Origin of the sequence: Dongia sp. (assembly GCF_041909655.1) — a bacterium.
Classification (GTDB): domain Bacteria; phylum Pseudomonadota; class Alphaproteobacteria; order Dongiales; family Dongiaceae; genus Dongia.
In genome coordinates, this window is the sequence record NZ_JAYRDA010000020.1 from 1 (window position 1) to 26,748 (window position 26,748).

The window sequence follows — 26,748 nt, forward strand, 5'->3', positions numbered from 1 at the left end:
AGGTGTCGCCGCCAGGCGCATCCGATTCCAGGCAATGCAGCAATTGCACGCCGGGGGTGGGATCGCGATAGGGATTGTCGGAATGAACGCCGAGACCGATCGGCGTATAGGCGAGATTGGTCGGATTGGCGACCGATTTCACGTCGAAGAGCGCGCCGTAATTGGTGACGCGGACGAAGCCCAAATGATTGCCGATCTCCAGCACCGTGCCGGGTGCCGTCGGGCTGTTGCGGATGAGGCCGAAACCATGAGCGTGATAAGCCTCGAGGAAGGCAAGCTCGGCCTGCGGGTCGTCCAGCATCCGGCGCCAATCGCCAACTGGCTTGGAATTGCCCAAGGAATTGTTCCAGAGCTTGATCGGGCGCTTGCGCGCGCGCCGCGCCGCGGGCGAGAGGTCGTGATCGGAGAGCCAATGGCCGGCGAAGATCGAGACATGGCCGCCGGGCATCCAGGTGATGTGGACACTTTTATCGTCCTGAAGATGCGCATCGGCGATCGCAATCTCCGCCGGAAGGTCTGTGATCTCGTAGAGGCGCTGGCCGTTGCCGGGATGGCGGCATTCGGCGCAGCGGCAATTGTCGCGCAGCCAGATCGCCGGAAAGGCGGATTCGCCGCCCTTTTCCCAGGTGACGGCGAGGATTGCGCCGGTGGATGACAGGCTGCGGATCATGAGGGCCTCGCGTTTGGGCTGGGTTGCGATGACTTGATCTTGATCATCATTGCCGCCTGCGACAAATGAGCCTAACTTGGCTTATCGTTAAGTCCGACTTAAAGATAGATCCGCCCCGCCGATGCGCCCGAACCCGCCCCCTTTTGCCTGGCTGCGCGCCTTCGAGGCGACGGCGCGACATTTGTCCATGACCCGGGCGGCGGAGGAATTGCGCATCAGCGCCTCGGCCATCAGCCAGCAGATCGCGGCCCTCGAGGCCTATTTCGGCCGTCCCCTGTTCCGCCGCGCCAACCGCCGCCTGACCTTGACCGCGAGCGGCACGCTCATTGCGCCGAAGCTCAGCGCCGGCCTCACCCTCATTCACGAGGCGATCGACGACGCCCTTCCCGCCAAACGCCGGCAGGGATTGCTGGTGCGCGTCACCACCTCGTTCGGCAGCCAATGGCTGATGCACCGGCTGGATTCCTTCCGCCGGCAGCACCCGGCCATTGCCGTGCAGGTGACAGCGACTACCGAACCGATCGAGAGCGAGAAATCCGGCGCCGAGATCGAGATCCGCTATGGCAAGGGCGCGTGGCCCAATCTGGTGGCAGCGCGGCTGGTCGACGAAGAGATCTTCCCCGTTTGCAGCCCGGCCCTGACGGCACGGCTCAAACGGCCGAAGGATCTGATACGTCACGACCTCATCGATGTGCCTGGGTATGAAGTCGGCTGGTCGGATTGGCTGGATGCGGCGGGCGTCGAATTCGACTGGATGAAACGGCGCCTCGCCGTCGATCAATCGGTGATGGCGATCCAGTTGGCCCTCGACGGCAAGGGCGTTGCCCTGGGCCGCTCGCCGCTCATTCAGCGCGAGCTCCAGGACGGGCGCCTGGTGGCACCCTTCCCCTTGAGGATCGAGACCGGCGGTGGTTATTGGATCGTTCACAGAAAGCGCCCCAGCGAAGGACGGAAGATCATGGCCTTCAAGGAATGGCTGCTGGCACAGGCCGAGGCCGCGCCGGCAGCCAAATCGCTTACCAAGGCAAAGAATAAGTCTTCACGTTCGTGAAGCACTTCATCGCCTCGATCACACCTTCCTTGTAGCCGAGACCGGAATCCTTGATACCGCCAAAGGGGGACATCTCGATGCGGTAGCCCGGCACTTCGCGGATATTGACCGTGCCGACCTCAAGCTCCTTCACGAAGCGCGTGACATAGTCGAGGCGGTTGGTGCACACCCCGGAAGAGAGACCATAGGCGGTCGAATTCGAAACGCGGATCGCCTCGTCGATATCCTTGACGCGGATGACCGGCGAAACCGGGCCGAAGGTCTCGATACGAACGAGATCGCAATCGAAGGGAACGTGATCGACCACGGTCGGCGAGTAGAGCGCGCCTTTCCGGATATTGCCGTAGAGCAGTTTGGCGCCATGTGCCACCGCATCATTGACCTTGTCCTCGCAATACTTGGCCGAGGCTTCGTCGATGACCGTTCCCATATCGGTTTCGGGATCCATCGGGTCGCCGTATTTGATCTTCTTCGTCTTTTCGAGGAGCAATTCGACGAAGCGGTCGGCCACCTTCTCGACCACGATCATGCGCTTCACTGCCGTGCAGCGCTGACCGGAATTCTTGTAGGAACCGGCGACCGCGAGAGTCGCCGCCTCTTCAAGATCGGCATCTTCCATGACGATCAGCGGGTCGTTGCCGCCGAGTTCGAGCACGGCGCGACGATAGCCCATATGGGCCGAGATATACTTGCCGACCGAGACGCCGCCGGTGAAGGTGATGAGATCGATATTGGGGTCAGTCAGGAGCGCATCCGCGATCTCGCGCGGGTCGCCCGTCACAACCTGGAACATTTCCTTCGGCAAACCGGCTTCATAGAGCACGTCGGCGAGGATGAGAGCCGTGAGCGGCGTCTTTTCCGAAGGCTTCAACACCATGCGGTTATTGGTGGCAATCGAGGGCGCCACCTTGTGCGCCACCTGATTGAGCGGATGGTTGAACGGGGTGATCGCCGAGATGGCATTCAAGAGCGGATCGCGCTGGGTGTAGATGCGGCGCTTCTTGCCATGGGGCGTGATATCGCAGGAGAAGATCTCGCCATCATCCTTGAGGACGATGCTGGAGGCGAGATGGAACACGTCATAGGCGCGGCCCACTTCGTAGGTCGAATCCTTCAAGCACAGGCCGGATTCCGCGGTGATGAGTTCCGCGATTTCCTGGCGGCGGCTGACCAGAATGTCCGCCGTCTTGCGCAAGATCTGGCTGCGCTCGGCACGGCTCAGACTGGCCTTGTAGTTCTTGGCTGTCTTGAAGGCGCTGGCGATATCGTCCAGGCTCGCTTTCGGACAGGTGCCGATCACTTCGTTGGTATAGGGATTGAAAACCTCGAAATGCCGGTCGCCGGCAGTCGAGCTGTTCACAATCCGCATCTTCTCTTTGCGCGAAATACCCATGGCGCGTTTCCTCGATTGATTTTCTTAAATGGCTTTCTTTTGCGGCTGCGCCGCGGGGATGGCGTAATTGCAGGCAAGATCGAAGGCGCTGAAATTGCGCAGGCGATAGCCCGCCGGCAGTGCCTTCAATTGCCGGTTCACGATCACCGGCACCTGCTGCTCGGTGAGGCCACCATGGGAACGCAGCGGCACGGTGAGGCCCGAGAGATCGTGCTTCGATTCCGAGGTGCCGATGGCGAAGTTTTTCGCCGAGACGGCGATGACGTCGCCAAGGCGATCTTCCGGCAATTCGAAGCGGCGGCAGCCTTCCTGGCGGTCGACCACCAATTCCATGCCCGGGAGCTTGGCCATGCGCGCGATCAGCTCGGCATGGTTCACGTCATCGGGCAGATAAATGGTGGCGAAGGAACCGAGCGCACCGTGATGCACGACATAGGGGTCGGTGATGGGGAGGATGACGCGGGCCTTGCCCACGCCGATCCACTGGTCGAGCAGATCCTGGAGATAGAGCACCTGCGGCTTGCCGTCGGCGCCGTGTTTGTCGTTCATGCCGTGATCGGCGGTGAAGACGATGGTGCAGCCCATGGCTTCAAGCTCGCCGAGATAACCATCCATCATCCGGTAGAAATCATTGGCGACCGGGGTGCCCGGCGCATGCTTGTGCTGGATGTAATCGGTGGTCGAGAGATACATGATGTCCGGGCGTTCGGCCTGCATGAGCTTCACGCCGGCGGCGAAGACGAATTCCGAGAGATCGGCGCTGTAGACCGAGGGCAGTGGCAGGCCGACAAAGGCAAGCGCGTTGTCGATGCCATGTTCGGCCCTGGTGGTCTCGTTGGCTTTCTCGGCGGAAAAGCAGATGCCGGTCATCCCCTTGCCGAGCAGTTTCCGGAGCTTGTCCTTGGCGGTCACCACGGCGACCTTGGCGCCTTCCTTGGCGAAGGCGGCGAGAATGGTTTCGGCGCGCAGGAATTTTGGATCGTTCATCATCACCTCCTGCCCGCTTTCGCGGTCATAGAGGTAATTGCCGCAGATGCCGTGCACCGAGGGCGGCGCGCCGGTGACGATGGAAAGGTTGTTCGGGTTGGTGAAGCTCGGCACCACGCAATCGCCGATGAGATTGGCACCCTGGGCGATGGCGCTCTTCAGCCAGGGCATCACCCCGGCCTGCACCGCCTGCTTGAGGTAATCCGGTTCGCAGCCATCGACGCAGACGACGACGATGGGCTCCTGCGGGGCGGCATAGGTTTTGCCGTTGACGGAAACCGATTTCATCTTGCTCTCCTTATTCGGCAGCTTTGCGCCCAGTTATTATTCCGCGGCTTTGCGCGCTGGCGCACCGCTTGCCACATTCATTTCCTTCATCACCGCGGCGACCGCCGCGAGGAAGGCCTTCATTTCGGTTTCGCCGAGACGGCCGATGCAGCCGATGCGGAAGGAATCCGCCACCGTGAGCTTGCCGGGATAGATCACGAAATTCCGCTCGCGCAGCTTGTCGTAGAAGACCTGGAACTGGAAATTGGGGTCCACCGGCATGTGGAAAGTGACGATAATCGGCGCCTGGAGATGATCCGGCAGCAGGGTCTGGAAGCCGAAGCCGCGCATGCCGTCGACCAGGATCTTGCAATTGCTGCGATAGCGCCCACCGCGGCCGGCAACGCCACCCTCGGCCTCATGCTCGTTCAGGGCCTGGTCGAAGGCGACGATGCAATGGATCGGCGGGGTGAAACGGTATTGCTTTGTCTTCTCGATCACCTGCCACTGGTCGTGGAGGTCGAGCACCAAAGCATGGGCATTGCCCTGGGTCTTTTGCAGGGCGTCGATGCGGCACAGCACGAAGCCGAGACCGGGGACGCCTTCGATGCATTTGTTCGAGGAGGCGGCGATTGCATCGCAGGGAATCTTGCGGCTGTCGAGTTCAATGGCGCCGAAGGCCGACATGGCATCGATCAACAGGCGCTTGCCGGCGGCGGCCACGACCTCGGCCACCTCGGCGATCGGGTTGAGGACGCCGGAGGTCGTCTCGCAATGGACCACGGCGACATGGGTGATGGCCGGATCGCGGGCGAGCGCGATCTTGACCAGGGCCGGATCGACCGGCATGTCCTCGGCCCATTCCAACGTCGCACAGGCGCGCTTGGCGACGCCGCAGATCTTTTCCATCCGCTTGCCGTAGGCGCCGTTGATGAGGATGAGAAGCTTGTCCTTCGGTCCGATGAAGGTGCCGATCATGGCCTCAACCGCGAAGGTGCCGCTGCCCTGCATGGGAACCGTGGTGAAGACGCCCTCGCCGCCGATCAGGCCGACCAGACGCTGGCGCATGCGATCGTTGATGGCGATGAAGCCGGCATCGCGCGAACCCCAATCATGGAGCATCGCCTGCTTCACCGTCATGGAGGTGGTGAGCGGGCCGGGGGTGAGCAGCCAGGGATCCTGAGTCCCTCGAATGTCAGCCATGACGAAAATCCTTTGCGGCAGAAAGTCTTAGGGTTGGCCAAGCGTGAGCCTAACCCGATTTTGATTGCAGGATGATGCCAGCACCGCGTAGCATAAGTCCAATCGCTATATACGATGCGAAATATAGATGACCTCGATAAGTCACTCCTCCCTCCGGGCCTTTCACGCGGTCGCCACGGAAGGCAGCTTTACCAAGGCTGCCCGCGCCCTCAACGTCACCCAGCCCACCCTTTCGGGCCAGGTGAAGGCGTTGGAGGAGCAATTCGGCGTGCGCCTGTTCGACCGGCGGAAGCGCAAGATCGAGCTCACCGATATCGGCCGCAATCTCCTCGACATCACTTGGCGCATGTTCGGCCTGGAGGCGGAGGCGGAACAGGTACTGACCGCCGCCAAGGGATTGAAGCGCGGACATCTGCGGATCGGGGCCGACGCGCCCTACCATTCGATCCCGTTCCTGGCGGTCTTCAACCGTCGCTATCCCAATGTCCGCCTTTCGATGTCGATCGGCAATTCCATGGGCCTCAAGGCCGATCTCATGGACCAGCGCTTCGACGTGGTGATCGCCGCGGATATCGGCGGCGATCCCAGGCTCTATGCCTTTCCGTTCCAGGAAGACCACCTCATTGCCTTCGTCGACCGGGCGCATCCCTGGGCCAGGAAAAGGAAGATCAAGCTGGAGGATCTGGCGGGACACCGCCTCGTGCTGCGCGAACCGGCCTCGACCACGCGGCGCGCCTTTGACAACGCCACCACCAAGGAAGGCATCAAGGTGGGCGAAATCCTGGAGATCGGCAGCCGCGAGGCGATCCGCGAGGCGGTCGCGGCGGGGCTCGGCATCGGCATCGTCGCCCGATCGGAATTCGGCGACGACCTCCGGCTGAAGGGCCTGGAATTCGAAGGGCCGCGCATCAAATCGACCGAATTCGTCGCCTGCCTGATGGACCGGCGCGCCAATCCGCTGGTGAAGGCTTTCCTCGACATCGCCAAGGAAACACCGGGAGAGCGCAATGTGGTCAGCTAGGCTCGGCCGCGCGCTGCTCGCGGCGGTGATACTGGCCGGCGCCGGCCCTGCCCTTGCCCAGGAATCCGCGCGCTGGGAGCGCGGCGAGGAAGGCGCCGTAACCTTTGCCGACCTCGCCATCGAACGTTACAGCCGCTTCACAATCTTCTGCCGCGTGACAGCGACCGGTTCCGTCGCCGGCCTGGCTTTGACCTCACCCTATTTCCAGACCCAGGTCATCAACGAGGAGGGCTATAGCCTGACCTTGGTGATCGACGGTGCCCGCGACAGCGTGCATATGGTGGCGCGCGACATCGAATTGTGGTTCGAGGCGAAGGATCTCAACCAGCAGAACCAGCTCCGGCGCCTGTTCGACGGCCTCGTCAACGCGCAACGGATCGATCTGGCCATCTCGACGCTGGGTTGGCGCGACAGCCGCAGGATCGAGAACAGCGCGGAACTCGCCGGCCTCATGGACAAGTGCCTGTAGCCGCAGCCATGCGCGCCGATCCCACCCCCTCCCACATCGCCATAGATTGACGCCCGAGGGGTGCGCCCCATAGGCTGCGGCGCCTCATCGGGAGTAAACACATCATGAAATTCCTGCGCGCCAATGCGCCGCGCCTGCCCATCGACCAGATCGCCGCTTTCGCCGCCGAGCAATACGGCCTCGTCGGCGAGGTTACCGCCCTCTATAGCGAGCGCGACCAGAATGTCCGTTTACGGGAGAAGAGCGGCGCGGCCTGGGTGCTGAAGGTGGCGAGCGCCGAGGAAGATCCCGGCATCATCGCCTGCCAGATCGAGACCATGCAGCATATCGCCAGGGTCGATCCCGGCCTCCCCGTGCCGCGCGTGCGCCTTGCCAAGGACGGCACGGCGACCAGGCACATCACGGCACCAGACGGCACGCAGCATGTTTTCTATGTGCTTTCCTATCTCGACGGCGAGATCGCCGAACGCTCCGCCATCGACCACAAGCTCCATGCCAGGATCGGCGAGATGCTGGCGCGGCTGGGGCGTGCCATGCGCGGGCTGTTCCATCCGGCGGCGGGCCAGCGCGACTTGCTGTGGGATGTGCGCATGCTGGACCGGCTGCTGCCCCATGCCGAATTGTTCGGCGCCGGCTGGCAGCGCGACCTGGTCATCGGCATCGGCACACATTTCGTCAACGAGGTCAGGCCGAAACTGGCGCCCTTACGCGCACAGCTCATCCATGGCGACGTGCATGAGCACAATCTGATCCTGTCGCCCGATGGCGGGATCGCCGGGATCATCGATTTTGGCGACATGTTCCACGGACCGCTGGTGATCGACATCGCCGACGCCCTGGGCGATTTCCTGACCGATGCCAAGACCATCGAGGGCACGATCCGCGCCATGGTCGGGGCCTATAACAAGGTGACGCCGCTGGAGGAAGACGAAGCCGATCTGATCTTCGATCTCACGTCGGCGCGCATGATCCTCACCCCGCTCATCAATGCCTTCCGCGCCGCGCAGACGCCGGACGAGCCCAATTACATGGCGCAATATGGCGACGCACCCCTGCGCGTGCTGGAAGCCCTGCAGAAGATCGGCCGCGACAAGGTCACGAATCTCGTGCGCGAGACCTGCGGCCTGCCGCGCCGAGCCACCTCCCTGCCCTCTATCGAGAACCTCATCGCGCGCCGGAAAAAGCTGATGGGCTCGAGGCTCTATGTCTTCTACGATCCGCCTTTGCATATGGTGAAGGGCGAAGGTGTGTGGCTGACCGCCGCCGATGGGAAACGCTACCTCGATTGCTACAACAACGTGCCGCATGTGGGGCATTGCCATCCGCATGTGGTGGCGGCCCTCACCCGGCAGATCAAGACGCTCAACACCAATACCCGCTATCTCGGCGAACAGGTGCTGGAATACAGCGAGCGGCTGACGGCCACCCTGCCCGGCAAGCTCAGCGTCTGCGCCTTCGTCAATTCCGGCTCGGAGGCCAATGACATCGCCTGGCGCATGGCGACGACCTATACGCGCGCAGCCGGTGGGATCACCATGGATTTCGCCTATCACGGCATCACCGAGGCGATCGATGCCTTCTCGCCCAGCGGCAATCACGCCAACAAGGTGCCGCCGCATATGCGCACCCTGACGCCGCCCGACGGCTATCGCGGGCAATATCGTCACGGCACCAACGATATGGGGCGGCTCTATGCGGCCGATGCCGACAAGGCCATCGCCTCGCTGGCGGAAGCGGGCATGAAGCCGGCGGCCTTCATGATCGATTCCGCCCTGATGACCAATGGCGTGCTGGAACCGGTGCCGGGCTATGTCGCCGAGGTCTTCAGGAAAGTGCGCGCGGCGGGGGGCTTGTGCATCGGCGACGAGGTGCAATCAGGCTTCGGCCGCATGGGCACCCATATGTGGGGCCACCAGCATCATGAGGTGGTGCCGGACATCGTCACCATCGGCAAGCCCGCCGGGAATGGCCATCCTCTGGGTGTCGTCATCACGACGCCCGAGATCATGGAAGCTTTCTTGAAGGAATATTCCTTCTTCTCGACCTTCGGTGGCAACAACGTCTCCTGTGCTGCCGGGCTGGCGGTCCTCGACGTGATCGAGCGCGAAGGCCTCATCGAGAATTCGCGCGTGGTCGGCGATTACTTCAAGGCCGCCTTGAAGGGACTGATGGCGAAGCACGACCTCATCGGCGACGTGCGCGGCACCGGTCTCGCACTGGGCGTCGAGCTGGTCACCGACCGCAAGACCCTGGCGCCCGCAGCGACGCAGACCAAGCGCCTCACCAACCTCATGCGCGACGAAGGTGTCCTCATCGGCAGCGAAGGCATCCTCGGTAACGTGCTGAAAATCCGCCCGCCGATCGTGTTCTCGAAGGAGAACGTCGATTTCGCGGTGGCGGCGTTGGATCGGGCGTTGGGGAAGATCTAAGGTCGCCGGGACTGTTTTCCCTTGATTGTCATGGCCCGCGAAGGCGGGCCATCCACGAGTTTGTCGGCAACTGATGAAAGCAACTCGTGGATCCCCCGCCTTCGCGGGGGATGACGACGGGAGTGGTCCGCGTGGGCACCCGCTCAAGACCGCGAGTTCACCGAATATCGAGCGGCGGGAGACCTTTGATGAGGTCGTCCAATGCCTTCATCTGCGCAAGGAATCCCGGCAGCTTGTCGAGCGGCAGGGCGCAGGGGCCGTCGCATTTGGCGTTGTCGGGGTCGGGGTGGGCTTCGATGAAGAGGCCGGCGATGCCCACGGCAAGGCCGGCGCGGGCGAGTTCGGCGACTTGGGCGCGGCGGCCGCCGGAGGCGGCACCCAGGGGATCGCGCATCTGCAAAGCGTGGGTCGCATCGAAGATGACTGGGAGATTGCCGGAGACCGACTTCATGGTGCGGAAGCCGAGCATGTCGACGACGAGGTTGTCGTAGCCGAAGCAGGAGCCGCGCTCGCAGAGCAGGATCTGCTCGTTGCCGCATTCGCGGATCTTCTCGACGATGTTCTTCATCTGCGGCGGCGAGAGGAATTGCGGCTTCTTGATGTTGATGACAGCGCCGGTCTTTGCCATCGCCTCGACGAGATCGGTCTGGCGGGCAAGGAAGGCCGGGATCTGGATGATGTCGGCAACGGCGGCGACGGGTGCCGCCTGCGCGATCTCATGCACGTCGGTCAGCACCGGCACGCCGAATTTCGCTTTGATGTCGGAGAGAAGCCTCAGCCCCTCCTCCATGCCAGGTCCGCGGAAGGAATGGATCGAGGAGCGGTTGGCCTTGTCGTAGGAGGCCTTGAAGATATAGGGGATGCCGAGCTTGGCGGTGGCCTCGGTGAAGGCCTCGGCGACGCGGAAAGCCGTGTCGCGATCCTCGAGCACGTTCATGCCGCCGATCATCACCATCGGCTTGTCGTTGGCGATGTCGATCTTGCCGATTCGGATCGTGGTCATAAGGAGCGCTCCGTTAGACGAGGCGCGATTGATGGACCGCGGCCTCGATGAACGAGGTGAACAAGGGATGCGGCTCAAAGAGACGCGATTTCAGCTCCGGGTGGAACTGCACGCCGACGAACCAAGGATGATCGGGGATCTCGACGATCTCCGGCAGCACACCATCCGGCGACATGCCGGAGAATTTGAGGCCGACCTTCTCCAGCCGGTCCTTGTAATTGTGATTCACTTCGTAGCGGTGGCGGTGCCGTTCATGGATCACCGCCTTGTCCCCGTAAATGTGGGAGACGAGCGAGCCGGGCGTCAGCTGGCATTCATAGGCGCCCAATCGCATGGTGCCGCCGAGATCGCTGTCCTTGGCGCGCTTTTCCAGCACATTGCCGCGGACCCATTCGGTCATCAGGCCCACGACGGGTTCTTCCGAGGGGCCAAATTCGGTGGAGCTGGCCTTGGTGACGCCGGCCAGATGCCGCGCCGCTTCGATCACCGCCATCTGCATGCCGAAGCAGATGCCGAAATAGGGAATCTTGCGCTCGCGGGCAAAACGCGCCGCCTGAATCTTGCCTTCCGAGCCGCGCTCGCCGAAGCCGCCGGGGACCAGGATGCCGTGGACGCCCTCGAGATGCTGGACCGCGTCTTCGCGCTCAAACACTTCGCTGTCGATCCAGTCGAGATTGACCTTGGCGTGGTTGGCGATACCGCCATGGCGCAAGGCCTCGGCCAGGGATTTGTAGGCGTCGAGCAAGGAGGTGTATTTGCCGACGATGGCGATGGTGACCTCGCCTTCCGGCTGGCGGATGCGGCTCACCACCTCGTCCCACTTCCGCAGATCCGGCGCGGGTGCGGTGAGACCGAAATGGCGCAGGACTTCGTCGTCATAGCCTTCGGCGTGATAGGCACCAGGCACGGCATAGATCGTGTCGACGTCGAGGGCCTGGATCACGGCCGAGGGCGCCACGTTGCAGAATTGCGCGATCTTGCGGCGGCTATCCGCCGGCACTTCGCGGTCGCAGCGGCAGAGCAGGATGTCGGGCTGAATACCGACCGATTGCAATTCCTTGACCGAATGCTGGGTGGGCTTGGTCTTCAATTCGCCCGCCGCCGGAATCCAGGGCACCAAGGTGAGGTGCACGAACATCGCGCGCTCGCGGCCGACTTCGTTGGCGAACTGGCGGATGGCTTCGAGGAAAGGCAGGCTTTCGATGTCACCCACCGTGCCGCCGATCTCGCACAGCACGAAATCCTCGTCCTGGATGTCGGCCTTGATCCATTCCTTGATGGCGTCGGTGATGTGCGGGATGACCTGGATGGTGGCGCCGAGATAATCGCCGCGGCGTTCCTTGGCGATCACCTCGGAATAGATGCGGCCCGTGGTGACGCTGTCCGAGCGGCGGCTGGAGATGCCGGTGAAGCGCTCGTAATGGCCAAGATCGAGATCGGTCTCGGCCCCGTCATCGGTGACGTAGACCTCACCATGCTGATAGGGGCTCATCGTGCCCGGATCGACATTGATATAGGGGTCGAGCTTCCGGAGGCGGACCTTGAATCCGCGCGCCTGCAGCAATGCGCCGAGCGCTGCTGACGAAAGACCCTTGCCGAGAGAGGAGACCACGCCGCCGGTGATGAAGATAAATCGCGTCATGGGTGGTCCTTATGGAACGAGTCGGGGTAGTCCGGCAAGCGCTGTCTGGCTGCCGGTGCAAGGAACTGGAAGGACAAGATTTTATTGGCCGGAGGGAGCGACGGGTTCGGTCGGCGCAACCGGGGCAGGAGCAACCGGCGCGACCGTACCCGAGTCGCCGGCGGGAGCCGCCGGATCGGCGACCGGGGCCGCCGGGGCCGTGGTCGTCGCTGCACCGCCGCTACCGACCAGAGGCTGGCGCGCGCCGCCATGGCTGTCGGCATAGGCCAGGAACAGGCTGGTACAGAAGAAGCCGATTGCCAGCCATTTGGTGACCTTGGTCAGCAGATTGGCCTGGGCGCGGCCGGACAGGAACCCTGCCATGCCACCGGAGGCGCCACCGCCACCAAGACCGCCCATACCACCCTCGCTCTTCTGGGTGAGGATGAGACCGACCAGGAAAATTGCCACAATGACATGGATCGACAGGACGACCGTGGCCAGGTTTTCCAACATTGGGGGCGCTCGCAAGTTCTTGAAATGTCGTAATTCGGCGCGGGTTCTAGCTTTTTTCACCCGGCATTACCAGCACCAAATTGGCACGGGGCACCGGCTATTCAAGCCAGACCCCCGGTTAAGTAGCTGATTTCGCCGCCCCTTCGGCAATGGCCCAGAAATCGGCGGCCTTCAGGCTGGCTCCACCCACGAGGGCGCCATTGACCTCCGGCACCGCCATCAGTTCGGCGGCGTTCGACGGCTTCACCGAGCCGCCATAGAGAATCCGGACCGGTCCGCGCTTTGCCACCAGCTTGCGGATATGGCGATGCATGGCCGCCACATCGGCGGTGGTCGGCGTGCGGCCGGTCCCGATCGCCCAGACCGGCTCGTAGGCGACCACCAGATTGGTGGCATCGGCTTCAACAGGGATCGATTCAACGATTTGATTTTCCACAATCTTTTCCGCCTCACCCGCATCGCGCTGCGCCTCGGTTTCGCCCACGCAGACGATCGCGGTAAGCCCCGCCGCAATGGCGGCCCGGGTTTTCGCCGCTACCAGAGCACTGGTTTCAGCATGATCGGCGCGGCGCTCGGAATGGCCGAGAATCACGTAACCGCAGCCCAGATCCACCAGCATGGCGGCGGCCACATCGCCGGTATGGGCGCCGGATACGGCCATATGGCAATCCTGGCCGCCCAAGGCGATGCCGGTGCCGGAAAGCGCCACGGCGACCGCCCCCAGATAGGGAAAGGGTGGACAAAGCAGCAGATCGACCGGCGCCGAAACACCGGCGGCAAGGGCCTTCACATCGCCCGCCAAAGCGGATGCCATCGTCAGGCTGCCATTCATCTTCCAATTGCCGGCCACCAGGGGCCGGATGCCGGGGGTGCTCAAGATGTCGCTCCTTAACCTGGATTCTCGCCCGGAAGAGACCATAGCGGGGCCCAGGGCAGCAAGGGATTCCGGCCCCCTGCCCGGCCCGTTCTGCCGCCCTTGCTCCGGATAGGGGCCATCCCTATGATGCGCCGCTTAAATTTGCCGAGGCGGAAGTCCTTTTCCGCCGCAACGGGTTGGATAGAAAAGTATGCTCAGCTCCATTCGCAAACAGGCCCGCTCCTGGGTGGTCAAAGTCCTGTTTGTCGTCCTGATCGCCGCCTTCGCCGTGTGGGGTATCGGCGACGTCTTCCGCAGCCAGCAGGTTGCCGCGCCGATCATCGAGATCGGTGACAGCTATGCCTATTCGCAGGCGGATTTCGATCGCGAGCTGCGCCTGTCGCTGCAACGCCTGTCGCAGATCCAGGGCATGCAGGTGACCCCCGCCCTCTTCGCCCAGTTCGGCGGCGCCCAGCGCCTGGTCGACCAGGCCGAAAGCAAGGGATTGCTACAGGTCTATAGCAACGAGATCGGCTTCGAAATTCCGATGGCGACGGCGCTGCAATATATCGAGACCGATCCGGAATTCGCCGGGGCGACCGGCCAGTTCGACCGGCCGCGTTTCGAATACATGCTGCGGCAACTGGGCCAGAGCGAAGAGCAATACGTGGCCACCATCCGCGCGCAGATGCGTGCCAGTTATCTGCTGTCGGCCCTGACCGGCGCGGTGACGGCGCCCGACGCACTGTCGCGCAATGTCTATGCCTATAGCGAAGAACAGCGCGTCGCCGAAACCGTGCTGGTCCCCACAGCGTCAATCACCGATGTGGCAGCTCCGGACGACGCCACCCTCAAGGCCTGGCACGAAGCGCAGGCCGCCCGCTATCAAGCACCGGAATTCCGCGCCGGGCTTCTGGTTCAGATGATGCCGTCCGATTTCATTCAGGATGTCGCCGTCTCGGATGAAGAGATCGCCAACGAATATCAGGCCCGGATGGCGGAATTCTCGACTCCGGAGACCCGCGCCGTCGAGCAGGTCGTGGTGCAGGACCCAGCCATTGCCGACAAGATTGTGGCCGCGGTCAAGGCCGGGACGGCCTTTGCGCAGGCCGTGCGGGACGCTACGCAAGGCGAGCCGGTTTCGCTCGGCACCATCACCAAGGAAAAGCTGCCGACTGATATCGCCGATGCGGTCTTCGCCCTGCCCGCCGGCACCGTCTCCGATCCCCTGAAGAGCCCGTTTGGCCTTCACGTGGTCTATGTCTCGGCAGTGACGCCAGCCACCACCAAGAGCCTTGAGGAAGTTAAGGGCGAACTCAGGAACGGTCTTGCGCTGGGCCGTGCGGCCGATGCCATGGAATCCGTGCGCGTGCAGTTGGAAGACGAACTCGCTGGCGGCGTATCGCTGGCCGAGGCCGCAGAGAAGCTGGGCCTCAAACAGGAAAAGTTCGCCGCCATCGATTCCGCCGGCCAGGACCGTTCGGGGACCAATCTCGGCATCTCGCAGGATGCGGTCGGCCTTATCTTCCAGACCCAGACCGGCGAGCCCGGCTATGTCACCGCACTCAACGACGGTTCCTACGCAGTGGCACAGGTGGACGAAGTAATCGCCCCGGCGTTGAAACCGCTGGAAGAAGTGCGCGACCAGGCGATTGCCGATTGGACCGCCGATCAGCAGAGCCAGCGTGCCAAGGCCGTGGCGCAGGAGATCGCCGACAAGGTCAAGGCCGGCGCGGATCTTGCCGCCGAGGCCGCTTCGCGCAATCTGACGATGAAGACCTCGAAGCCATTCCATCGCGGCGAAGGTGATGCCGAAAACGGCGTCACGCCATCGATCGCCAATGCGCTCTTCGGCCTGAAAATCGGCGAGATGACGGTGGGCGAAGAAAGCGACGGCAGCGCGGTCGCTCGCCTCACCGTGGTCAACGCCGCCGACCCCGCCGCCGCGGCCGATGCCGTGAAGCAGCTTTCCGAAAAGGTCACCCAGACCCTGGCCAATGATTTGCGCCAGACCTTCAACACCGCCCTGAAATCCGAACTGCCGCTGAAACGCGATGACACGATCTGGCAACGCGCCATCGAAACGTCCATCCAGCAATAGATCGGGTCATCAGGAACAGGATAAGCGTCACATGAAGGTCGAGCCGGATTTCGAAAGATTTGCCACGGGACACGAAGCCGGCAAGGCGCAGCTGGTCTGGACCCGTCTGGTCGCGGATCTCGAGACCACGATCTCGGTCATGCTGAAGCTGGCCGACGGACGGGCGAATTCGATCTTGCTGGAATCGGTCGAGGGCGGTGCCGTGCGCGGGCGTTATTCGATCATCGGCCTCAAACCCGACCTCATCTGGCGCTGCCGCGGTTCGAAGGCGGAGATCAACCGCAACGCCCGGTTCGAACCGGAAAAATTCGAGCCGGAGGCCCAGCCTGCCTTGCAATCCCTGCGCGCCCTCATCAAGGAGAGCCGCATCGAGGTGCCGGCCGGTCTGCCGCCGATGGCATCCGGTCTCTTCGGCTATCTCGGCTATGACATGGTGCGCGAGGTGGAAAAGCTGCCCAGCCTGAAGCCGGACAAGCTCGGCCTTCATGACAGCATCTTCCTGCGCCCGACCCTCATCGTCATCTTCGACAATGTCGAGGATTCGCTCACCATCGTTACGCCGGTCTGGAATCAGGACGGCCAGGGCGCCCGTGCCGCCTACAACCAAGCTCTCGAACGCATCAACGACGTGGTGGCCGATCTCGACCGCGCCTTGCCGCAACAAGGCCGCGCCACGGACATTGCGAATCTGCCGGAGCCGCGCTCGAACGTGACGCGCGACGAATTCGGCACCATGATCGACAAGGCCAAGGAATACATCCTCGCCGGCGACATTTTCCAGGTGGTGCTGTCGCAGCGCTTCTCGCTGCCCTTCAAGCTGCCGCCGATGGCGCTCTATCGTTCGCTGCGGCGCCTCAACCCATCGCCTTTCCTGTTCTTCCTCGACCTCGGCGATTTCACCATCATCGGCTCGAGCCCGGAGATTCTGGTGCGCCTCCGCGACGAGCAGGTGACGATCCGCCCGATCGCCGGCACCCGCCCGCGCGGCAAGACTCCGGAAGAGGACAAAGCCCATGCCGCCGATCTGCTGGCCGACCAGAAGGAATTGTCGGAGCATCTGATGCTGCTCGATCTGGGGCGCAATGATGTGGGCCGTGTCGCCAAGATCGGCTCGGTCCGCGTGACCGAAAAATTCACGATCGAGAATTACAGCCATGTCATGCATATCGTCTCCAATGTCGAGGGGACGATCGATGCGAAATACGACGCCATGGATGCACTGATGGCGGGCTTCCCCGCCGGTACCGTCTCGGGTGCGCCCAAGGTCCGGGCGATGGAGATCATCGAGGAACTGGAACCCGAGCGACGCGGTGTCTATGGCGGCGCCATCGGCTATTTCGCCGCCGACGGCTCGATGGACACCTGCATCGCGCTCCGGACCACGGTAATCAAGGACGGCACCATGTATGTGCAGGCTGGTGCCGGGATCGTGGCTGATTCGGTGCCCGAGAGCGAATTCCAGGAATGCCAGCACAAGGCTCGCGCTCTGGTCCGCGCCGCGCAGGAGGCGATCCTCTTCGCGCAAAGCGGCGGCCGGAACCGCTGATCGCGCCGGGCGGATGGAGATTCTCCTCGACATCCCCCTCGATCAAGTTCAGTCGCCGCTGATCAAGCAGTTTCATGCTTATTGGGAATCCAAAAAGCATGGCAGGGCGATGCCGTCATGGCAGGATATCGATCCCGGTGAATTGCGTCTGCTGCTCCCCAACATGCTGGTCGTGGGCATCGAGCACGACCCGTTCCGCGTCTTTTACCGCCTGATCGGGACCCGGGTGGTTCAGTTCCGCAACGAACTGACCGGGCGCTATCTCGACGAGATCACCGAGTTCCCGGAGGCGGTGCGGCAGGACCTTGCCAAGGAATACCAGTTGGTCTGTTCGCGGCGGACGCCGACTTTCTCAAAGGATTTTCTCAGCACGAAATACGGCAATACCGTCACATTCTTTGGATCGATCTTTCCCCTTTCCAGCGACGGCGATACCGTCGATCGATGCATCGCCGTTGAGGATTACGAGGGACAAAACCCCGAAGACATCGCCCCCACCGAAACCAAGCGAGGCTATGGCCGCAAGACCCAGGGCAGCCCTTAAGGAGCGGTCGGCTCCGGCTCCGGCGGCAGGTCGAGATCGAAGCGCTGCTCGCGCATGGGGCGGCCCCAAGTCGTCGCCTCCTGCTCTTCCACGAGCTTGAAACCCGTCTGCTCGTAAAGGCGCTTGGCGGAATCGAGGCCGGCGAAGGTATATAGATAGATGTGCCGGTAATCGCGCTCGCGGCAGAAGCCTATGGCACGATCCAGCAATTGCTTGCCGAGGCCCGTACGCTGCGCCTCGGGGGCGACGATAAACCAGCGCAGATGCGCGCCGCTGCCCTTGGCATCGCTCCCGTCTATCACGATCGAGCCGAGGAACCGCTCGTCCGGGCGCTTGGCGACCAGCAGCAGATCGCGATCCTGTTTCATGTTGACGAGAAAATAAGCGAGATCGGCAGCGACCTTCGCCTCGAAGGCAAGACCGAACGACCAGGCCTGGGCGTAATAACGGGCATGAGCACCGGCGATATCGGCCAGAACCCCGGGATAATAATCGACGTCGAATCGCATCAGCCTTCCCCCTATCGGACAAAACCGCTATCCGGCAACACCGTCGCGCTTCTTGACGATGGCGGTCAAGGGGACGATGGCAAAGCCCCGCGCTTGCGCCTCGATCAGCCAGCGTTTCAGCACAGCAATGGTGGCCGGGTGCGGATGGCCGATGGCGACCGCGTAGCCGCGTTTCCGGGCGATTACCTCGGCCTCGGCCAATTGGCGGGCGATCGACGCCTCGGTCAAGGTGTCGTCGAGAAAGACATCGCGGGCGATATGCGTCACCCCCATCTCGGCGGCGAGGCGGTCGCCGACACTGCCGGCGATGGTCTTCGAATCAAGGAACAGGAGACCGCGCGATTTCGCCTCCTGAAGGACGATGCGCATGCCCGCTTCATCCTGGGTGAAGCGGCTGCCCATATGGTTGTTGAAGCCGACATAGCCCGAGAAACGCGAGAGGCCCCAATCGACGCGCTGGGTGATCTCATTGGCCGACAGACCCACGGTCAAGGCCTGCGGGCCGGGATTGATCGAGGCACTGAGCGGCTGCATCGGCATATGGACCATCACCTCATGGCCGCGCTGGCGGGCCTCGTCGGCGAAGGTTTTGGCCCTCTCGGCATAAGTCATGATGGAAAGAACGATGGGCGCCGGCAGATCGAGAGCGGCCCGGGCATGAAGCGGCGCCACACCGACATCGTCCAGCACGATCGCGATCATCGGCCGCTTGCCGGGGTCCTGATAGGAGGCCGCGTTCTTGCGCCACAGAGGTAACTCGCCTTCCAGCGGCGGCGTGAAGATGCCGGATTGCGGCAGAGCGGCCACCTGCGAGACCGGTTGCGCCACGGGCTGCGAGACGGGAGATGTCATCGGCGTCGGGGCCGGCTCATCCGCCTGGACCTGAGCTTGCGGCGCCACCAGCGCGGCATAAGTTTCAGTCGGTTCCGGCGGTGGCGCAGGCTTCTTGGCCACGGGTGCTGTGGACGTCGCCGGCGCCGTGGCGGTCTCGGTGAGCACGGGTTTCGCGGCGGGTTTCGGCGGCGGCACCTCGAGGGCAACGGGTGGCATCTGGGGTGCCGGCGGCAGCATGGTGATGCCGTATCCGATCGCGATACCCAGCACGATTCCCAGGGACAGCAGCCCCATCGGCAGCGCCTGCCGCGCACTCTGTAAAAGGCGCTGCAGAAAGCTCGGACCGCGGCGCTTGCGGCCGGCGGTCCTCTTCTTCGCGCGGGTCAATTTTTTGCGGGCCGCCATGGGTTACTCCTCGTCGACCTCATTAGCGGTGGTGGGCAGGCTGCGCAAGCTGAGTGAGGAGATGGCCAGCAGCAATATCACAGCAATCTCATAGCTGCCGAGATCGCGGCTGCTGCCCTGGATGAAGGGCCAGAAGGCGACAACCAAAGCAAACGCGAAGACAAGTGCAAGATTGATCAGCGCCAGGCGCCGATACCGCGCGGCATAGCGCAGGATGTCGACCACCAGCCGGGGATCCTGCCGCGTGATGGCAAAATCCGCCGTGGGCGATTGCGCGGCGGCGCGGCGGCCGAAAGGCAGCCCCACATCCGACGGTCCCAGATGGGCCACCAGATTGTCCACCACGGGCTCGGCCGTGACATACAGCAGCGGGCCATGCCGTCGCCGATAGGTGGTGAACGCCTCGACTGCCTCGGCACCGTGCAATTCAGGCATCGGCAGCAATTGGCCGATCTTGAGATGGCGCCCGAGCGCCTGATGGCCCGGATCGTCCTTCTCGGCGAGCCAGGCCGTCGCGAGGCCGAGACGGTCGAGGTTCTTGACGGCCATGACCGCACCAGCGACCGAAGGCGCGCCGAAAACAATGAAGCCGAGGAGTTTGGGCTCGGCACCGCTTTCACCGACCCAGCGAAGTCGCCGGCCCTGAGCGGTCGCCTCCTCGGCGGCATGATCGAGGGCGCTGCAATCGATGCCATGCTCTTCGAGAAAGGCGCGGCTTCCGAACAAGGTGGGGCGATCCGCCACCTCGGCCATCACACCCGCGCCGATTTGGGCGCGGTAATTGGCGGCGTTCTTCAAGCGCATGCGATAGCCCACGGCAAGATCGAGCAGCGCGCGGCCCCAGGGGTCGTATCCGGCCTGCGCCACCGAGGCGGTGCGGGCAATGAGTTCGCTCCCCCCCTCCCCGTCCGGCGTCTGCACAGAAATCACGCGGTGGCGATCCGGGATGAGGACGCCGCGATGACCGAAAACGACCGAGCGCAAGGGCGTCAGGCGTTCGAAGATATCGAGGTCGTGGACTTCGACACCCAGCTGGCGGATCGCGCGCAGAAGCTCCGCTGCCGGCGCCGCTTTTGCAAGACCAAGGCCAAGCGGTGCCGCCAGCATGAGCAGTCGCAGACTGGCGGCAACGGGATCGGCCATCGGCGGCCCCATGAGAATCCGCCAGGCCAGGATCAGGAGCGTGGCGGCAAGCATCGCCAAGGCTGCCCAGCCGAAGAGACCGGTAAGACCGAAGGCGCCAAGCGGGCCATCGCCGGTTCCGGGCTGCACGGCGTGATCCGGCGCCTCGGCCAGCGGCACCACCACCAAGGCGGCATCACCATTGCGGGAGCCGGCATGGACCCGGTCGCCGACGGATACGACCGTCGGGAAAATATCATCAGCGCCGTTCGGGTCCTGGATCTCGCTGCGACCGTCCTTCACGACGGCATCCACCGCGATGAGATCGCCCGCGGGGATGGTGAGCGTCGCCGGCAATGGCTTGGCTTTGGTCCGGTGGCTCGGCACCGGATCCGGCCTGGCGGCGATATCGCCCAGCCAGGCAACCGCGATCAGGCTGGCGGCAAAGGCGGCGTCGCGCCATATGAGGAGCCTCGCCGGGGAGCCGGCATCCGGCGCGAAATGCCATGCCTGCCAGAAAGCCAGGGCCATGCCCGCGCTGGCGCCAATGGCCAGCAGCATCTCGGCCCTGAACCGCCCCTGCCCCAAGCCCACAAGCGCGCGCCAATAGAGCGGCAGGCCGAAGCCCACCAGAACCAGCGCCGCAAAGGCGACGGGCACCCAGATGTGCCGGAGAATCGGCGACAGGGGCGAGGGTTGCCACCAATCGCCGCTGAGGGCCAGGATCAGCAGCGGCAACACAAGCACCACCACGCGCAGCATGTCGCGCGGTGCCGTTGCCAGCCTAAATCCCTGCCATGCCATGACGACCCCGAATCTTCCGTTTCCGCGGCGCGCCTGTTACACTCCGGCAAACCTGCGATCCGCGGACAACTAAGATGTTCATACTAATCGATAATTACGACAGCTTCACCTACAACCTGTACCATTATCTGGGCGAGTTGGGGGCGGAGATCGAAGTCCACCGCAATGACCAGATCACGGTCGACGAGGTCATGGCAAAGGCGCCGCAGGGTATCATCCTGTCGCCGGGGCCTTGCGACCCCGACCGCGCCGGTATTTGCCTGGATCTCATCAAGGCGGCTGCCGCGAAGAAGATGCCCCTGCTGGGTGTTTGTCTCGGCCATCAGGCGATCGGCCAGGCTTTCGGCGGCAAGGTCATCCGGGCGCCGAAGCCGATGCATGGTAAGCTGTCCCATGTGCATCATCGCAACAAGAGCGTGTTCCTGGACCTGCCCAACGATTTCGACGCCACGCGCTATCACTCGCTGATCGTCGAGCGCGAGACCTTTCCGAAGGATCTTGAGATTACCGCCGAGACGGAAGACGGCATCATCATGGGCCTGTGCCACAAGAGCCTGCCCATCTCCGGCGTACAGTTCCATCCGGAAAGCATCGCCTCGCAGCACGGCCACAAGCTGCTGGCGAATTTCCTGACCTCGGCCGGGCTCAACAAGATCAATACCCGCGTGCTGCAGTGACACCCACAGACCTCAAGGGTCATATCGGCCTCGTTGCGCAAGGGAAATCCCTGAGCCGTGCCGAGGCGGAGACCGCTTTCGACATCATCATGGCCGGTGAGGCGACACCGACCCAGATCGGCGGTTTCCTGATGGCGCTACGCGTGCGCGGTGAATCGGTCGACGAGATCACCGGCGCCGTTTCGGTGATGCGCGGCAAGATGACCCGCATTAGCGCGCCAAAGGGGGCCATCGACGTCTGCGGCACTGGCGGCGATGGCGCCGGCACGCTCAACATCTCGACCGCGGTTGCCTTCGTCTGTGCTGCCTGCGGTGTCACCGTCGCCAAGCATGGCAACAAGGCCGCCTCGTCGAAAAGCGGCGCCGCCGACATTCTCTCGGCACTGGGCGTCAACATCGACGCCGATATGAAGGTGCTGGAGCAGGCCCTGTTCGAGGTCGGCACCAGCTTCCTCTGGGCGCAGAAGCATCACAGCGCCATGCGCCATGTGGGTCCCAGCCGCGTCGAACTCGGCACCCGCACCATCTTCAATCTGATGGGGCCGATGTCGAATCCGGCCGGGGTGACGCGGCAATTGATCGGCGTCTTCTCGAGGCAATGGCTGAAGCCGATGGCGGATGCCTTGCGGGCGCTTGGTACCGAGCATGCATGGCTGGTTCATGGCAGTGACGGGCTCGACGAAATAACGACGACCGGGCCGACCCATGTCGTGGAACTGCGCGGCGGTCAGATTCGCGAGTTCGAGATCACGCCGGAGCAATTCGGCCTCAAGCGCGCGACGCTGGCCGAAATCAAGGGCGGCGATCCCGCCCAGAATGCCGAGGCCCTGCGCGCCCTCTTCGACGGCGCGCCCGGCCCCTATCGCGACATCGTGCTCTTGAACGCCGCGGCGGCCCTGGTGGTCGCCGATTGCGTGCCGGACATTCCCGCCGGCATCAAGTTGGCGGAAGACGCGCTCGATTTCGCCAAGGCGCGGGAAAAACTCGACGCCCTCATCCGCGTCACCAACCAGGTCGACCAGCGGGATATTCTGGAATGAGCGACGTCCTCGCCCGCATCTGCGCCGAGAAGCGCGTTCACATCGCAGCCCAGGAAGCCAAGGTAGCGCCGGCCGAGATGCGCCGCCGCGCCGAAGCCAGTCTCGCAACCGATGCACCGCGCGGTTTCGCAGCGCGGCTGGAGGCGGTCACCAAGGCCGGGCATTTCGGCCTCATCGCCGAGATCAAGAAAGCCTCGCCTTCGAAGGGCCTGATCCGCGCCGATTTCGCGCCGGCTGCGCTTGCCAGGGCCTACAAGGCAGGTGGCGCCACCTGCCTCTCGGTCCTTACCGACGCGCCCTATTTCCAAGGGCATGACGATTACCTCGGCGAAGCGCGGCGCGCAGTCGACCTGCCGGCCCTGCGCAAGGATTTCATGCTGACGCCCTACCAGATCTTTGAAGCCCGCGCGATCGGGGCGGATTGCATTCTCCTTATCATGGCTTGCCTCGAGGATGCCCAGGCGGCGGAACTTGAAGCCATCGCCTTCGAACTGAAGATGGACGTGCTGGTCGAAGTGCATGATGCGCCCGAGATGGAGCGTGCGCTGAAACTGCGTTCTCGGCTGATCGGCGTCAACAACCGCAATCTCAAAACCCTCGCCATCGACCTCGCCACCACGGAGCAATTGGCGCCGATGGTGCCGAAGGACAAGTTATTGGTGGCGGAAAGTGGGCTATATGCCACGGCAGATCTGGAGCGCATGCATCGGGTCGGCGCCTCGATCTTCCTGGTCGGCGAAAGCCTGATGCGGCAGGACGACGTCGCCGCCGCGACGCGCGGCCTCCTTGGCACGCGCTCACCGCTGGCTTCGGCGGCCTGATCTCATGTCCGATCTCACCCATTTCGACGAAGCCGGCAATGCCCGCATGGTCGATGTTTCCGACAAGGCCGAGAGCGAGCGCATCGCCATTGCCAAGGGCTCGGTCTATATGGCGCCGGAAACGCTGGCGCTCATCCGAGACCGCGGCGTGAAGAAAGGCGACGTGTTGTCGGTGGCGCAATTGGCCGGCATCATGGGCGCCAAGCGCACGCCGGATCTCATCCCGCTCTGCCACCCGCTGGCGCTCACCTCGGTGAAGGTCGAATTGGCGCTCGACGCCGCACGCAACGCGGTCGACATCCAGGCTACCTGCAAACTGAAGGGCCAGACCGGCGTCGAGATGGAGGCATTGACCGCCGTCAGCGTCGCGGCCCTCACCGTCTACGACATGGTCAAAGCCGCCGACAAATCGATGCGCATCGGCGATATCCGCCTGGTCCACAAGAGCGGCGGCAAGTCCGGCACCTTCGAGGCTATCTGATGCTGAGCGTCGCCGACGCCACGCAACAGATCCTCGCGGCGTTCGCGCCGCTGCCCGCAGAGACGGTAGGGCTTGATCGTGCCTTGGGCCGCGTCCTTGCCGAGCCGGTGATTGCGCGATTGAGCCAGCCTCCCGCCGATGCCTCGGCCATGGATGGCTATGCCGTTCGCGCCGCCGATATCGCCTCATTGCCAGCGCGTCTCAAGGTGACCGGCAGCATCGCCGCCGGTGCCGCACCCACGCAAGCGCTCAAGCCCGGCGAAGCCATGCGCATCTTCACGGGTGCGTTCCTGCCTGAAGGCGGCGACAGCGTGGTCATTCAGGAAAACTGCGACCGCGACGGAGATGTCGTCACCGTGCGCGAGGGCAGCAATACGCGCGGCCAGCATGTGCGCCAGAAGGGCAACGATTTCGGCCAAGGCGAGATCGGCATCGAACGCGGCCGACAACTCACCGCGCGCGATATTGCACTCGCCGCGGCGATGAACTGGCCATTCCTTGCCGTGACGCGCAAACCACGCATTGCCATTCTCTCGACCGGCGACGAATTGCAGCACCCTGGCGAAATCCTAGGCCCGGCGCAGATCGTGGCCTCGAACGGTTTCGGTCTTGCTGCACTGGTGACGGCCTGTGGTGGCGAACCCAATTACCTCGGCATCGCGCGCGACAATCTCCCCGACCTCGATCGCATGATCGCAGCAGCCGGCGGCGCCGATCTGCTGGTGACGACCGGGGGTGCCTCGGTGGGCGAGCATGACCTTATCCAGAAGGCCCTCGCAGCACGTGGCGCCAAGCTCGATTTCTGGAAGATCGCGATGCGGCCGGGCAAGCCCGTGATGTTCGGAGCGCTGGGCGCGATGCCGGTATTGGGCCTGCCGGGAAATCCGGTTTCGGCGCTCGTTACCGCGACCTTGTTCCTCAAGCCGGCGATCGAGAAGTTGCTGGGACGTGTTGGTGGCGCGACAGTTCCCGCCACGGCGAAACTCGGTGCGGCAATGAAAGCCAATGACCAGCGCCAGGATTACCACCGTGCCACTCTCGGCCGCGATGCCGAAGGCGCGCTGGTGGCGACTCCTTTCTCCAAGCAGGACAGCGCGATGCTCTCGCTTATCGCCAAGGCCGATGCCCTCATCGTGCGGCCCCCGCATGCGCCGGAAGCGAAGGTGGGCGATCTCACCGACATCGTGCTGCTCGCGGGTGGGAGTGAGAGCATTTGATACGCGCCGCCGTGCCGCTCAACTGGACCTGGTGCATTACCGGGCTGGTTGTGGTCTATTGCATGGTGACATGGGTGGCCTGCGGGGTTTGGGATATCGGCGGGTTGTTCCAGCCGACCATGTATTTCGAAGGCTATTTCTACACCTATCTCCTCATCATCGTGCCGTTCCTGATCGGTGGGGCCTGGCGTTCCCGTCGCTGGCCTCGATTGTTCTCGCTCATTCGCCTGCCGCAACACGATCTGCCGGAAAGCTGGCGCAGAGTTATGACGGCGCTGCCGCTGCTGATATCCATGCCGCTGTTCATGGCGGCGTTCACGGCGATGAAGAATCTGATCAGCCTGATCGTTCCCTTTACCTGGGATGCCTATCTGACCGAACTCGATGCCATGATTCATTTCGGAAAACAGCCGTGGGAGTTGCTCGGCATTCAGAATTGGTCACTGACGCGCTTCATCGATCTGCTCTACATCGCCTGGGTGTCGCTTCAGGCCCTGGTCCACACCTTCGTCGCCTTGCGCGCGCCGGAAGATCCCGTACGCAACAAGTTTTTCCTGACCTACGTTCTGGGTTTCATTCTGTTGGGCAATGTGGCGGCGGCGTCATTCATGTCGGCGGGGCCGTTCTTTCCCTGGCATGAAGGCAAACCGCACCCGGACTTCCAGCCTCTGATGACCTATTTGTGGCACGGTTCCGAGACGCCGATCCTCAAGGCCACCTATTACCAAGAATATCTGCAGCACGCGCTTCGGAGCAGGATGTCCGAATTCGGGTCCGGCATTTCCGCCTTTCCGAGCATGCACATCGCAGTCACGACACTCTATGTCCTGGTATCGTGGCAAAATCGCTTCTGGCGGTATCTGGCGCTGATCCTCCTCGCCGCCATGCTGGTCGGCTCCGTCCACCTTGGCTGGCATTACGCGCTCGACGGGTATGCGTCGATCCTGGCGACCGTCGCCCTATGGTGGTGTGCTGGTCGCCTCATCCGCAAGGCGCCCGCCCCCGCGCCGACCACCTCCATCGCAACTTGATCCCGGTCGAACCGGCGCGACGAGGCCCCCCCGGCAGCATAAGCCCTGTGGATATCCTCTTGACATTATCATGAACTAAACTAGAACATATGTGGGAGTTGATCGTTTGTTCCTGCGCCATATGTCGGTT

General features: G+C 63.3%; 24 protein-coding genes. 13 read left to right on the forward strand and 11 right to left on the reverse strand.

The features are described 5' to 3' along the window. On the reverse strand, nt 1-670 hold a 670-nt coding region (locus tag ACE3PR_RS21255), incomplete at its 3' end, for a gamma-butyrobetaine hydroxylase-like domain-containing protein (RefSeq protein WP_374376310.1). Between the two features lie 121 nt (nt 671-791). Between ACE3PR_RS21255 and ACE3PR_RS21260 the strand changes: the two genes are divergently transcribed. Next, nucleotides 792-1,721 (forward strand): LysR substrate-binding domain-containing protein, encoded by a 930-nt coding sequence (locus ACE3PR_RS21260; RefSeq protein ID WP_374376312.1) that lies wholly within the window; start codon nt 792-794, stop codon nt 1,719-1,721. Here ACE3PR_RS21260 and phnY read toward each other — a convergent pair. From phnY to ACE3PR_RS21275, 3 genes are read right to left on the reverse strand one after another with little or no spacing between them, the layout of a single operon-like run. Further along, nucleotides 1,687-3,114 carry a phosphonoacetaldehyde dehydrogenase gene (gene phnY / locus ACE3PR_RS21265; protein ID WP_374376314.1) on the reverse strand — a complete coding sequence of 476 codons (1,428 nt, stop codon included), beginning with the start codon at nt 3,112-3,114 and terminating at the stop codon, nt 1,687-1,689. The genes ACE3PR_RS21260 and phnY overlap by 35 nt on opposite strands. A gap of 24 nt (nt 3,115-3,138) precedes the next feature. Continuing rightward, the gene (gene phnA / locus ACE3PR_RS21270) at nt 3,139-4,389 is read right to left on the reverse strand and encodes a phosphonoacetate hydrolase (protein WP_374376316.1); all 1,251 of its coding nucleotides are present in this window, start codon (nt 4,387-4,389) and stop codon (nt 3,139-3,141) included. A 36-nt stretch (nt 4,390-4,425) separates the two neighbouring features. Further along, nucleotides 4,426-5,571 (reverse strand): 2-aminoethylphosphonate--pyruvate transaminase, encoded by a 1,146-nt coding sequence (locus tag ACE3PR_RS21275; RefSeq protein ID WP_374376318.1) that lies wholly within the window; start codon nt 5,569-5,571, stop codon nt 4,426-4,428. 127 nt (nt 5,572-5,698) lie between these two features. Here ACE3PR_RS21275 and ACE3PR_RS21280 point away from each other — a divergent pair, with 127 nt between their 5' ends. From ACE3PR_RS21280 to ACE3PR_RS21290, 3 genes are all read left to right on the forward strand, one after another. After that, entirely contained in the window at nt 5,699-6,592 is an 894-nt protein-coding gene (locus tag ACE3PR_RS21280) for a LysR substrate-binding domain-containing protein (RefSeq protein ID WP_374376320.1), read from the forward strand. Further along, complete coding sequence (locus ACE3PR_RS21285) at nt 6,579-7,061, forward strand: hypothetical protein (protein WP_374376322.1); 483 nt, start codon at nt 6,579-6,581, stop codon at nt 7,059-7,061. Before ACE3PR_RS21280 ends, ACE3PR_RS21285 begins: the two co-directional genes overlap by 14 nt. Before the next feature lie 104 nt (nt 7,062-7,165). Continuing rightward, a complete protein-coding gene (locus ACE3PR_RS21290) occupies nt 7,166-9,490 on the forward strand; it encodes an aminotransferase class III-fold pyridoxal phosphate-dependent enzyme (protein WP_374376324.1) in 2,325 nt (774 codons plus the stop codon). Between the two features lie 157 nt (nt 9,491-9,647). Here ACE3PR_RS21290 and kdsA read toward each other — a convergent pair whose 3' ends face one another. From kdsA to tpiA, 4 genes are all read right to left on the reverse strand, one after another. After that, a complete protein-coding gene (gene kdsA, locus ACE3PR_RS21295) occupies nt 9,648-10,493 on the reverse strand; it encodes a 3-deoxy-8-phosphooctulonate synthase (RefSeq protein ID WP_374376326.1) in 846 nt (281 codons plus the stop codon). Nucleotides 10,494-10,506: 13 nt separating this feature from the next. Beyond that, entirely contained in the window at nt 10,507-12,135 is a 1,629-nt protein-coding gene (locus ACE3PR_RS21300) for a CTP synthase (protein WP_374376328.1), read from the reverse strand. 81 nt (nt 12,136-12,216) lie between these two features. Further along, on the reverse strand, nt 12,217-12,630 hold the full coding sequence (secG, locus tag ACE3PR_RS21305; protein WP_374376330.1) for a preprotein translocase subunit SecG: 414 nt from the start codon (nt 12,628-12,630) through the stop codon (nt 12,217-12,219). Nucleotides 12,631-12,748: 118 nt separating this feature from the next. Then, nucleotides 12,749-13,507, reverse strand: a complete 759-nt coding sequence (gene tpiA, locus ACE3PR_RS21310; protein WP_374376333.1) for a triose-phosphate isomerase — start codon at nt 13,505-13,507, stop codon at nt 12,749-12,751. Nucleotides 13,508-13,697: 190 nt separating this feature from the next. Between tpiA and ACE3PR_RS21315 the strand changes: the two genes are divergently transcribed. From ACE3PR_RS21315 to ACE3PR_RS21325, 3 genes are read left to right on the forward strand one after another with little or no spacing between them, the layout of a single operon-like run. Further along, on the forward strand, nt 13,698-15,587 hold the full coding sequence (locus ACE3PR_RS21315; RefSeq protein WP_374376335.1) for a peptidyl-prolyl cis-trans isomerase: 1,890 nt from the start codon (nt 13,698-13,700) through the stop codon (nt 15,585-15,587). Between the two features lie 31 nt (nt 15,588-15,618). Further along, entirely contained in the window at nt 15,619-17,133 is a 1,515-nt protein-coding gene (trpE, locus tag ACE3PR_RS21320; protein ID WP_374376337.1) for an anthranilate synthase component I, read from the forward strand. Between the two features lie 13 nt (nt 17,134-17,146). Next, nucleotides 17,147-17,677 carry a PAS domain-containing protein gene (locus ACE3PR_RS21325; protein ID WP_374376340.1) on the forward strand — a complete coding sequence of 177 codons (531 nt, stop codon included), beginning with the start codon at nt 17,147-17,149 and terminating at the stop codon, nt 17,675-17,677. Here ACE3PR_RS21325 and ACE3PR_RS21330 read toward each other — a convergent pair. The 3 genes from ACE3PR_RS21330 to ACE3PR_RS21340 are packed head-to-tail and all read right to left on the reverse strand — an operon-like array spanning nt 17,674 to nt 21,351. Continuing rightward, complete coding sequence (locus ACE3PR_RS21330) at nt 17,674-18,186, reverse strand: GNAT family N-acetyltransferase (protein ID WP_374376342.1); 513 nt, start codon at nt 18,184-18,186, stop codon at nt 17,674-17,676. The genes ACE3PR_RS21325 and ACE3PR_RS21330 overlap by 4 nt on opposite strands. Nucleotides 18,187-18,213: 27 nt before the next feature. Then, nucleotides 18,214-19,425: a divergent polysaccharide deacetylase family protein gene (locus ACE3PR_RS21335; protein ID WP_374376344.1), complete on the reverse strand. Its 1,212-nt coding sequence runs from the start codon at nt 19,423-19,425 to the stop codon at nt 18,214-18,216. 3 nt (nt 19,426-19,428) lie between these two features. Continuing rightward, nucleotides 19,429-21,351, reverse strand: coding sequence for a hypothetical protein (locus ACE3PR_RS21340; protein WP_374376346.1), 1,923 nt, complete (start codon nt 21,349-21,351; stop codon nt 19,429-19,431). A 74-nt stretch (nt 21,352-21,425) separates the two neighbouring features. Between ACE3PR_RS21340 and ACE3PR_RS21345 the strand changes: the two genes are divergently transcribed. Genes ACE3PR_RS21345 through ACE3PR_RS21370 form a run of 6 tightly spaced genes read left to right on the forward strand, consistent with a single transcriptional unit; the run spans nt 21,426 to nt 26,618 of the window. Then, nucleotides 21,426-22,028, forward strand: coding sequence for an aminodeoxychorismate/anthranilate synthase component II (locus tag ACE3PR_RS21345; RefSeq protein WP_374376348.1), 603 nt, complete (start codon nt 21,426-21,428; stop codon nt 22,026-22,028). Beyond that, entirely contained in the window at nt 22,025-23,068 is a 1,044-nt protein-coding gene (gene trpD / locus ACE3PR_RS21350; RefSeq protein WP_374376351.1) for an anthranilate phosphoribosyltransferase, read from the forward strand. The genes ACE3PR_RS21345 and trpD overlap by 4 nt, the downstream gene beginning before the upstream one ends. Next, nucleotides 23,065-23,889: an indole-3-glycerol phosphate synthase TrpC gene (trpC, locus tag ACE3PR_RS21355; RefSeq protein ID WP_374376354.1), complete on the forward strand. Its 825-nt coding sequence runs from the start codon at nt 23,065-23,067 to the stop codon at nt 23,887-23,889. Before trpD ends, trpC begins: the two co-directional genes overlap by 4 nt. Before the next feature lie 4 nt (nt 23,890-23,893). Beyond that, nucleotides 23,894-24,370 carry a cyclic pyranopterin monophosphate synthase MoaC gene (gene moaC, locus ACE3PR_RS21360; RefSeq protein ID WP_374376357.1) on the forward strand — a complete coding sequence of 159 codons (477 nt, stop codon included), beginning with the start codon at nt 23,894-23,896 and terminating at the stop codon, nt 24,368-24,370. Further along, complete coding sequence (gene glp / locus ACE3PR_RS21365; RefSeq protein WP_374376359.1) at nt 24,370-25,587, forward strand: gephyrin-like molybdotransferase Glp; 1,218 nt, start codon at nt 24,370-24,372, stop codon at nt 25,585-25,587. Before moaC ends, glp begins: the two co-directional genes overlap by 1 nt. Further along, nucleotides 25,584-26,618: a phosphatase PAP2 family protein gene (locus ACE3PR_RS21370; protein ID WP_374376362.1), complete on the forward strand. Its 1,035-nt coding sequence runs from the start codon at nt 25,584-25,586 to the stop codon at nt 26,616-26,618. The genes glp and ACE3PR_RS21370 overlap by 4 nt, the downstream gene beginning before the upstream one ends. The last annotated feature ends 130 nt before the right edge of the window (nt 26,619-26,748 follow it).

What these genes read in the sequence shown, in the direction of transcription:
- ACE3PR_RS21325 (WP_374376340.1), top strand. Translation starts at nt 17,147, where the DNA reads ATGGAGATTCTCCTCGACATCCCCCTCGATCAAGTTCAGTCGCCGCTG.
- ACE3PR_RS21335 (WP_374376344.1), bottom strand. Translation starts at nt 19,425, where the DNA reads ATGGCGGCCCGCAAAAAATTGACCCGCGCGAAGAAGAGGACCGCCGGC.
- ACE3PR_RS21285 (WP_374376322.1), top strand. Translation starts at nt 6,579, where the DNA reads ATGTGGTCAGCTAGGCTCGGCCGCGCGCTGCTCGCGGCGGTGATACTG.
- moaC (WP_374376357.1), top strand. Translation starts at nt 23,894, where the DNA reads ATGTCCGATCTCACCCATTTCGACGAAGCCGGCAATGCCCGCATGGTC.
- ACE3PR_RS21330 (WP_374376342.1), bottom strand. Translation starts at nt 18,186, where the DNA reads ATGCGATTCGACGTCGATTATTATCCCGGGGTTCTGGCCGATATCGCC.
- trpE (WP_374376337.1), top strand. Translation starts at nt 15,619, where the DNA reads ATGAAGGTCGAGCCGGATTTCGAAAGATTTGCCACGGGACACGAAGCC.
- kdsA (WP_374376326.1), bottom strand. Translation starts at nt 10,493, where the DNA reads ATGACCACGATCCGAATCGGCAAGATCGACATCGCCAACGACAAGCCG.
- ACE3PR_RS21340 (WP_374376346.1), bottom strand. Translation starts at nt 21,351, where the DNA reads ATGGCATGGCAGGGATTTAGGCTGGCAACGGCACCGCGCGACATGCTG.
- ACE3PR_RS21345 (WP_374376348.1), top strand. Translation starts at nt 21,426, where the DNA reads ATGTTCATACTAATCGATAATTACGACAGCTTCACCTACAACCTGTAC.
- secG (WP_374376330.1), bottom strand. Translation starts at nt 12,630, where the DNA reads ATGTTGGAAAACCTGGCCACGGTCGTCCTGTCGATCCATGTCATTGTG.
- glp (WP_374376359.1), top strand. Translation starts at nt 24,370, where the DNA reads ATGCTGAGCGTCGCCGACGCCACGCAACAGATCCTCGCGGCGTTCGCG.
- ACE3PR_RS21260 (WP_374376312.1), top strand. Translation starts at nt 792, where the DNA reads ATGCGCCCGAACCCGCCCCCTTTTGCCTGGCTGCGCGCCTTCGAGGCG.
- phnY (WP_374376314.1), bottom strand. Translation starts at nt 3,114, where the DNA reads ATGGGTATTTCGCGCAAAGAGAAGATGCGGATTGTGAACAGCTCGACT.
- phnA (WP_374376316.1), bottom strand. Translation starts at nt 4,389, where the DNA reads ATGAAATCGGTTTCCGTCAACGGCAAAACCTATGCCGCCCCGCAGGAG.
- ACE3PR_RS21290 (WP_374376324.1), top strand. Translation starts at nt 7,166, where the DNA reads ATGAAATTCCTGCGCGCCAATGCGCCGCGCCTGCCCATCGACCAGATC.
- ACE3PR_RS21300 (WP_374376328.1), bottom strand. Translation starts at nt 12,135, where the DNA reads ATGACGCGATTTATCTTCATCACCGGCGGCGTGGTCTCCTCTCTCGGC.
- trpC (WP_374376354.1), top strand. Translation starts at nt 23,065, where the DNA reads ATGAGCGACGTCCTCGCCCGCATCTGCGCCGAGAAGCGCGTTCACATC.
- ACE3PR_RS21315 (WP_374376335.1), top strand. Translation starts at nt 13,698, where the DNA reads ATGCTCAGCTCCATTCGCAAACAGGCCCGCTCCTGGGTGGTCAAAGTC.
- ACE3PR_RS21275 (WP_374376318.1), bottom strand. Translation starts at nt 5,571, where the DNA reads ATGGCTGACATTCGAGGGACTCAGGATCCCTGGCTGCTCACCCCCGGC.
- ACE3PR_RS21280 (WP_374376320.1), top strand. Translation starts at nt 5,699, where the DNA reads ATGACCTCGATAAGTCACTCCTCCCTCCGGGCCTTTCACGCGGTCGCC.